The sequence below is a fragment of the Roseibium sp. TrichSKD4 genome, from assembly GCF_000148725.1.
In the GTDB taxonomy this organism is placed as follows: domain Bacteria; phylum Pseudomonadota; class Alphaproteobacteria; order Rhizobiales; family Stappiaceae; genus Roseibium.
On sequence record NZ_GL476302.1, the window covers coordinates 12,824 to 19,718 of the forward strand.

Consider the following 6,895-nt stretch of genomic DNA (forward strand, 5'->3'; position numbering starts at 1 on the left):
TCGGCAAGCCGCGTGATCTGGTTTTACCCGATGGTCGCAAGCCATCTCCGAAGGACGTGAAGCAAGCAGAAGAGTGTGGTTCCGTCATAATCGTGATGGCCACGGATGTGCCGCTGGACAGTCGCCAACTGAAACGGATTGCCCGCCGTGGCGGGGCAGGGTTGGCCCGTCTTGGGGCTTATTACGGCAACGGGAGTGGTGACATCGCGCTGGCCTTCTCCACAGCGCAGAAGGTGGTGCACAATCAGAAGGGTGACTTTGTGGTGCGCGATTGTCTTGCGGAAAGCAAGATCGACACTTTATTCAAGGCAGCTGCCGAGACCACTCAGGAAGCCGTCCTCAACTCCATGATCGCATCCTCTGCCATGCGTGGCCGAGGACGCCAGAAAAGACCAAGTCTGGCGGATTGGTTGGCTGCCAATTAGTGCATTTCGCAACCGAAGACGTTGAAAGGAGTTGCGGGTAAAAGGTGCCCACAACCCAGTTCTTTAATGTAGCAGGATCGGATTATTAAACGACCTTAGTCTGGAACAACGGGCTGCACTGGCTCTTCCTGTGCTTTCATCAACGCGTCAAACTCATCCAGACCAAACATACCGATGGTTTCACCTTGTGGGCTCAAGATTTCGTAGATCAAGCCATCTGTCACCTTGTTGCTGAACCAGCCGATACAGTCCATATCTCCACCACCTTCGGTGTGTGGCGCGCCGCCTCCAGGTTTTTGTACAAAGCTCCCTGTTGGGCGAATTTCGGTCAGCTCACCTTCTGCGTCATACAGTCGGAGTTCCCCTTGAATGATAAAAGTGCTGTAATCCGCATGGTGCTTGTGCAGGACGATTTTTTCATTGGCAGCAAACTTGAACAAAACGTCTACTACCTTGAGGTCACGATCGACGTTCAAGACATGATATGACAGGTGCTCAACACCTTCGATTGTGTTCCACCTGATATTTGATTGATCAAAACTTGCTGCGGCACTGGAATCCGCTTTACTTGCATTTGCTCCCAGAGCAACAGCTGTGACAGCTGTTCCGATAGCTGCCAATCCTTCGCGGCGTGTCAATGTTCCCAATTCATCCTCCTCTTTCATATGGTCGGCTGTCCTTTGATCCGACATGAGAGGAGGGGTACGGTGTTGAAGAAATTGGTGTGTGAGAACTGTGCAATTTAACTGCAAGGGAAGTGCAAAAACTCTCGCTATTGAACAAGTTTGTAGCCGACACCTCTGACTGTTTCGATCAAAACAGGATGAGTTTTGTCTGGATCGAGTTTGCGGCGAAGGGTTATGACATGTTGATCTAGGGTACGAGAGTTCGGCATATACTCGCGTCCCCACGCCGCATCATAGAGCTCATCTTTTGTCACGACGCCACCATTCCGGCTATCCGGTGCCTGAAGAAGTTTCAAGTCACGCTGTGTGAGAGGGACTTCACGTCCGCCATAAAGTGCAGTGTATCGGTCTGCGTTTATTCGTAGCCTCGACGCGTCATCTCCAGATTTTCTCTGCCACACCCAAACCCCATAGGTTCCAGCTGGTAGGCCAAAGACAAGGAGCGCGACAATTGCAGCTAAATCCCAGGTATTTGCGCCCAAGGCTCCGGGAAGAAGGTCAAGCACCTCCTCCAAGGCGGATTGATCGTAGATCAGGCATACTGCAGGTGTGGATTGGCAAAACAGCATGTGGCCTGCTTCTTCGTCAAAGACTTGCCAATCGCCTTGCCTGACTTGGGCTTGAAAATGCGCAATCCTCTCGATCGTGTCCTCAGACACATTATAGGTCGTTGGCACCATAGCCGTTTCAGGCGGGTAGAGCCGCGAACCACGTCTGTCCCAAATGATAGTGCGCAGTAGTGCTTTGTCTTTGGCCAACTGCCAACTGATATGTTCGGTATTGGTGGCGTCGGACGCCAATTGGGTTGCGGCGTACTCGGCGGTTGCAGTCGCCTTGACCCATGCATTGGGTCGCAGTGCGAGAAGCAACGCACTGACGAGGCAAATCAAAGCAATGGAAATCATGGTTCTGGCCATGCCAGACTTTAACTTCGGATCTCATTCTGCCGAACGTGGCTTTTGGTCTAAGGAAGGTGGACGCTGCTGGTTTCGAATGGAACGGTGTTTGTACGCCCAACAAAAAACCCCGGCCAGATGACCGGGGTTTTCTTATTTCTGATCCGCTGAAGGATTAGACAGAGTAGTACATGTCGTACTCGACCGGATGCGGGGTCATTTCGTAGCGCTCTACTTCTTCCATCTTCAGCTCGATGTAGCCGTCGATCTGGTCGTCGTCGAACACGCCGCCAGCCTTCAGGAATTCACGGTCTGCATCGAGAGATTCAAGAGCCTCACGCAGCGAGCCTGCAACTGTCGGGATTTCAGCCAATTCTTCTGGCGGCAGGTCGTAAAGGTTCTTGTCCATGGCATCGCCCGGATGGATCTTGTTCTTGATACCATCAAGGCCAGCCATCAGCTGAGCTGCGAATGCCAGATACGGGTTGGCTGTCGGATCCGGGAAGCGAACTTCTACACGCTTTGCTTTCGGCGAAGACGTGAACGGGATACGGCAAGACGCAGAACGGTTGCCAGAGGAGTAAGCCAGCAGAACCGGAGCCTCATAACCTGGAACCAGGCGCTTGTAGGAGTTGGTTGACGGGTTGGTGAAGGCGTTCAGGGCCTTGGCGTGCTTCAGGATGCCGCCGATGTAGTACAGGCACATTTCGCTGAGGTCGGCATAAAGGTTGCCAGCGAACAGCGGGTTTCCGTCTTTCCAGATGGACTGGTGGCAGTGCATGCCGGTGCCGTTGTCACCAAAGACAGGCTTCGGCATGAAGGTTGCCGTTTTGCCGTAAGCATGCGCGACCTGGTGAACCACATATTTGTAGATTTGCATGTGGTCGGCGCAGGTGGTCAGTGTGTTGAACTTCATGCCAAGTTCGTGCTGAGCAGCAGCCACTTCGTGGTGGTGCTTTTCAACGAGAACACCCATGTCAGCCATGACAGAGAGCATTTCGGAACGAATGTCCTGTGCGCTGTCGATCGGCGGAACCGGGAAGTAACCACCTTTGGTGCGCGGACGGTGACCAAGGTTGCCTGTTTCGTATTCAGAACCGGTATTGGACGGCAGCTCGGTGCTGTCGACGGAAAAACCGGTGTTGTACGGATCAGAAGAGAAGCGAACATCATCAAACATGAAGAATTCAGCTTCCGGACCGAAGAAGATTGTATCTCCGAAACCGCCGGACTTCACGTAGGCTTCTGCTTTCTTTGCGATTGAACGCGGGTCGCGGTTATAGGTTTCGCCGGTGCGTGGGTCGACGATGTCACAGATGATGACCATCGTGGACTGGGCAAAGAACGGGTCGATATGTGCAGTTTCCGGATCAAGGATCAGCATCATGTCGGAAGCGTCAATAGCCTTCCAGCCTGCGATGGAAGAGCCGTCAAAGGCAACGCCTTCGGCGAACATGTCTTCGTCAACCAGGGAAACGTCCATGGTTACGTGCTGCATCTTTCCGCGCGGGTCGGTAAAGCGCAGGTCAACGTACTTGATGTCTTTTTCCTGAATTTCCTTCAGCACGTCAGCGGCTGTCGTCATTTGGATTTTCCCTATTACTAGAAAGGTTGGTTTTTTACGGGTTCGGTGCAGCCTAAAAATGAGGCACGGCTGATGAACCCAATTGGGGTGTTTTGTGTGCGGTGGGGTTAAATCGCGTCGGTGCCGGATTCTCCGGTCCGGATCCGAACGGCCTCTTCGATGGAAGACACAAAAATCTTGCCATCTCCAATGCGGCCTGTTTGGGCAGCGTTACGAATGGCCTCAACGGCCTTTTCTACCATGTCAGCGCCCAGAACGATCTCGACTTTGACCTTCGGCAGGAAGTCAACGACATACTCCGCACCGCGGTAAAGCTCAGTGTGGCCCTTTTGGCGGCCAAAACCCTTGGCCTCAGTGACCGTGATGCCTTGCAAGCCAACTTCCTGAAGAGCTTCCTTCACTTCATCCAGTTTGAAGGGCTTGATGATCGCCTCGATCTTTTTCATCACCTTGTGTCTCTCTCCAACTTGCTTGGCGTGTGAGCAACAGCGTGTTGGTCAATGCCGCATCGCGCTTGTCTGCCCGGTCGCGATATTGTTAGCAGGAAGCATGCCAATTTATGACAGGGGCGTGAAATCTCGCGCGAGCCACCAGAATATCGAGGGTTTGGCAACAACGTGCCTGAAGATTGATCAATTGATTGGTTAGCAAAAGTGGAGGATGTGATTAAATATTACGCAAAACGCCTACTAAGTGAGCATAATTGGTTGATTGAGAGGAATTTCGATGCTGATTTGGTTTCCTGACACTCTCGCCCTCTATGCCACCAATGATACAAAGGGAATGTATTTTGGGTTAGCTGGTTGAGTTCTCATAGGCGGGGCGCAGGGTGAATTGTGACATTGGTAGGCTAGACGGTTTAGCGCTTTTGACACCAGCTCAAATGGGCGAGGCGGATCGTCTGACAATTGCAGGTGGTATTGCCGGTGAAGATTTGATGGAACGCGCCGGTGCCGCCGTTGCAGCGTCCGCCAAACGCCTATTGGGGCAGCAGAAGAACGTTCTCGTGTTATGCGGGCCGGGAAACAACGGCGGCGATGGTTATGTTGCAGCGCGGCTTTTGTCCGACGACGGATTGCAGGTCACGGTGCTCGCCCTCAGAGATCCCGCCAAACTGCGCGGCGATGCTTTGCTGGCCTATCAGTCACTAAACCTTCCGGTAAAAACACTTTCGACCTGCTCACTTTCGGAGCACCTGAGCGAAGCAGACCTTGTAATCGATGCGTTGTTCGGAGCTGGACTGGATCGAGCGCTGGAAGGAGACGTACGGGAGCTGGTGTCTGCGGTGAATGCGTCCGAAAAACCTGTACTCGCAGTTGATCTTGCGTCGGGGATCAACGGCGCGTCTGGCGCAGTGATGGGAACGGCAATTGACGCAAGCGCGACGGTTACCTTTTTCCGGCTGAAACCTGGATACCTTCTTTTCCCGGGTCGGACGCTCTGCGGTCAAACCGAGTTGGCTCAGATCGGCATCGAAAAGGGAGTGCTTGAGACCATCGTGCCCAACACGATCCGAAACGCACCGGAGCTTTGGCGAAGTGCATGGAATGCACCCACACTTGACGGCCATAAATATGATCGTGGCCATGTCGTGGACTTCAGTGGCGGTATAACCACTTCTGGTGCGGCCCGTCTTGGCGCCATGGCAGCTCTGAGGGCCGGGGCAGGGTTGGTTACTGTTGCTTCTCCGCCGTCGGCTGTCATGGTCAATGCCACACACCTCACAGCGATCATGCTCAAGGCTGTGGACGGCGAAGAGGGGCTTCGGTCTCTGATGAAGGACCCTCGGTTCAACGCGTGCTTGATCGGGCCTGGATACGGGGTTGGCGAGAAGACGCGTGTCCAAGTCAGCACCCTTTTGGAGTTTGGTCGGCAACTGGTGCTGGATGCCGATGCGTTGACAAGCTTTGCGGAGCACACGAACAGTTTGTTTGAACTCATCCACCAGTCCGCCGGGGAGTGCGTTCTAACGCCTCACAGCGGCGAGTTTGCGCGCCTCTTTCCAGAACTAGCCGGAATGGACAAGCCCAGCGCGGCTCGTGAGGCCGCAAGCCGCAGTGGTGCTGTGATTGTATTGAAAGGCCTCGATACGGTTATTGCCGGTCCTGATGGATTTGCAGCGATCAATGACAATGCGCCACCTTGGTTGGCAACGGCGGGCTCTGGTGACGTGCTGGCCGGAATCACATGCGGACTATTGGCCCAAGGCATGCCAGCCTTTGAGGCCGCCGCGATGGCTGTCTGGCTACATGGAAAAGCGGGGCAGGTAGCTGGTCCGGGGCTCATTGCCGAAGACCTTTCCCCAGCGCTCAGGCCGGTTATTGCTGAGCTTGTGGAAAAGACTGAGGGAACGGGTAATAAAAAACTGTCATGACCCTTTCCTTTTGCCAGATGCTGGTGCTATAGAGACCGCGCTCCGGCGAAACGCCCTAGAGCCCACAGCGGATGTGGTGAAATTGGCAGACACGCCAGATTTAGGTTCTGGTGCCGCAAGGCGTGGGGGTTCAAGTCCCTCCATCCGCACCATTTCAGATTTTTCCATGGTTATGTCCTCTAACATATTGAATATGTTAGAGGTTCTTGCGGTTCGATAACCCTCATTTCTCTTGTATCTAAGGGTGTCCGCAAATACGAGTTTAGCTACCGCTCTCTTGTCTTCCAATTTGTCAGAAGCCCAAAGATTACAGGGATTTGCGAGGAAGGCGAAAGCGGTTCGATAAATTTCCTTGAAGCTGCCGTTTGGCTTATGAGATCTGTTCATTTGATCTGTCAGACGGGCTTTCTTGCGATCCAGTTCTTCAATGCGATTTTCATAGGCTGCTGTGACTGACTGATTGTTGGCATCGACGATACGATCCAGAAATTGCTCTTGCTGCTTGTCCAGTTTGCGTATTTCGCTCTGTATGCTTTTCTTTTTGCTGGCTGCCCGTTCTTCGTGGTGGCTCCAGATTTTCTGGAAGATCGCGAAGGACAGTTCAAACAATTCACGGCTTGGCTGCATGGTTTGCAACATGACTTCAAACCCGCCTTCGATCTTATCCCGTTGAATTGACTTGCGATAACTGGCGCATCCCTTTGTATCGCAGAGGTAATAGGGATAATGCTTGTGACGACCTTTGGACCAACCTGCTGTATAGGGTTCGCCACAATCATCGCAGCAGACAAAGCCTCGTAATGGAAAATCTCGATTGATGTCTTTTTCTGGCTGGCGCGTTAGCGCGCCTCTCGCGTTTGTCCTGAACCGCTTCCCAGATTTCGAGCGATATGAGTGGATCATGCTTTCCTTGGATCAGATGTAGTCCC

General features: G+C 53.2%; 6 protein-coding genes, 1 tRNA gene and 1 pseudogene. 3 read left to right on the top strand and 5 right to left on the bottom strand.

Annotated features, from left to right (window positions below; all coding sequences use genetic code 11):
• Positions 1-425 (top strand): P1 family peptidase (locus TRICHSKD4_RS31495; protein WP_247642770.1); only part of this gene is annotated, 425 nt, incomplete at its 5' end.
• 95 nt (positions 426-520) lie between these two features.
• Here TRICHSKD4_RS31495 and TRICHSKD4_RS02380 read toward each other — a convergent pair.
• The 4 genes from TRICHSKD4_RS02380 to TRICHSKD4_RS02395 all read right to left on the bottom strand — a co-directional run bounded on the left by TRICHSKD4_RS02380 (position 521) and on the right by TRICHSKD4_RS02395 (position 4,038).
• Positions 521-1,090 (bottom strand): putative Tat (twin-arginine translocation) pathway signal sequence, encoded by a 570-nt coding sequence (locus tag TRICHSKD4_RS02380; protein ID WP_009465797.1) that lies wholly within the window; start codon positions 1,088-1,090, stop codon positions 521-523.
• 107 nt (positions 1,091-1,197) lie between these two features.
• Positions 1,198-2,028, bottom strand: coding sequence for a winged helix-turn-helix domain-containing protein (locus tag TRICHSKD4_RS27840; protein WP_050763315.1), 831 nt, complete (start codon positions 2,026-2,028; stop codon positions 1,198-1,200).
• 154 nt (positions 2,029-2,182) lie between these two features.
• Complete coding sequence (gene glnA, locus TRICHSKD4_RS02390) at positions 2,183-3,592, bottom strand: type I glutamate--ammonia ligase (protein ID WP_009465800.1); 1,410 nt, start codon at positions 3,590-3,592, stop codon at positions 2,183-2,185.
• A 107-nt stretch (positions 3,593-3,699) separates the two neighbouring features.
• Positions 3,700-4,038, bottom strand: coding sequence for a P-II family nitrogen regulator (locus tag TRICHSKD4_RS02395; RefSeq protein WP_040616038.1), 339 nt, complete (start codon positions 4,036-4,038; stop codon positions 3,700-3,702).
• A gap of 422 nt (positions 4,039-4,460) precedes the next feature.
• Here TRICHSKD4_RS02395 and TRICHSKD4_RS02400 point away from each other — a divergent pair, with 422 nt between their 5' ends.
• Together TRICHSKD4_RS02400 and TRICHSKD4_RS02405 are read left to right on the top strand one after the other, a co-directional pair.
• Entirely contained in the window at positions 4,461-5,966 is a 1,506-nt protein-coding gene (locus TRICHSKD4_RS02400; protein WP_256377385.1) for an NAD(P)H-hydrate dehydratase, read from the top strand.
• A gap of 67 nt (positions 5,967-6,033) precedes the next feature.
• A tRNA-Leu gene (locus TRICHSKD4_RS02405) sits at positions 6,034-6,118 on the top strand.
• Positions 6,119-6,671: 553 nt separating this feature from the next.
• Here the strand turns inward: TRICHSKD4_RS02405 and TRICHSKD4_RS28830 are convergent.
• Positions 6,672-6,869 (bottom strand): annotated as a pseudogene (locus TRICHSKD4_RS28830) (zinc ribbon domain-containing protein); the annotation flags it as partial.
• Between the last annotated feature and the right edge of the window lie 26 nt (positions 6,870-6,895).

Excerpts from the sequence above, each read along its gene's own strand:
- glnA (WP_009465800.1), bottom strand. The coding sequence starts at position 3,592 with ATGACGACAGCCGCTGACGTGCTGAAGGAAATTCAGGAAAAAGACATC.
- TRICHSKD4_RS27840 (WP_050763315.1), bottom strand. The coding sequence starts at position 2,028 with ATGGCCAGAACCATGATTTCCATTGCTTTGATTTGCCTCGTCAGTGCG.
- TRICHSKD4_RS02380 (WP_009465797.1), bottom strand. The coding sequence starts at position 1,090 with ATGAAAGAGGAGGATGAATTGGGAACATTGACACGCCGCGAAGGATTG.
- TRICHSKD4_RS02395 (WP_040616038.1), bottom strand. The coding sequence starts at position 4,038 with ATGAAAAAGATCGAGGCGATCATCAAGCCCTTCAAACTGGATGAAGTG.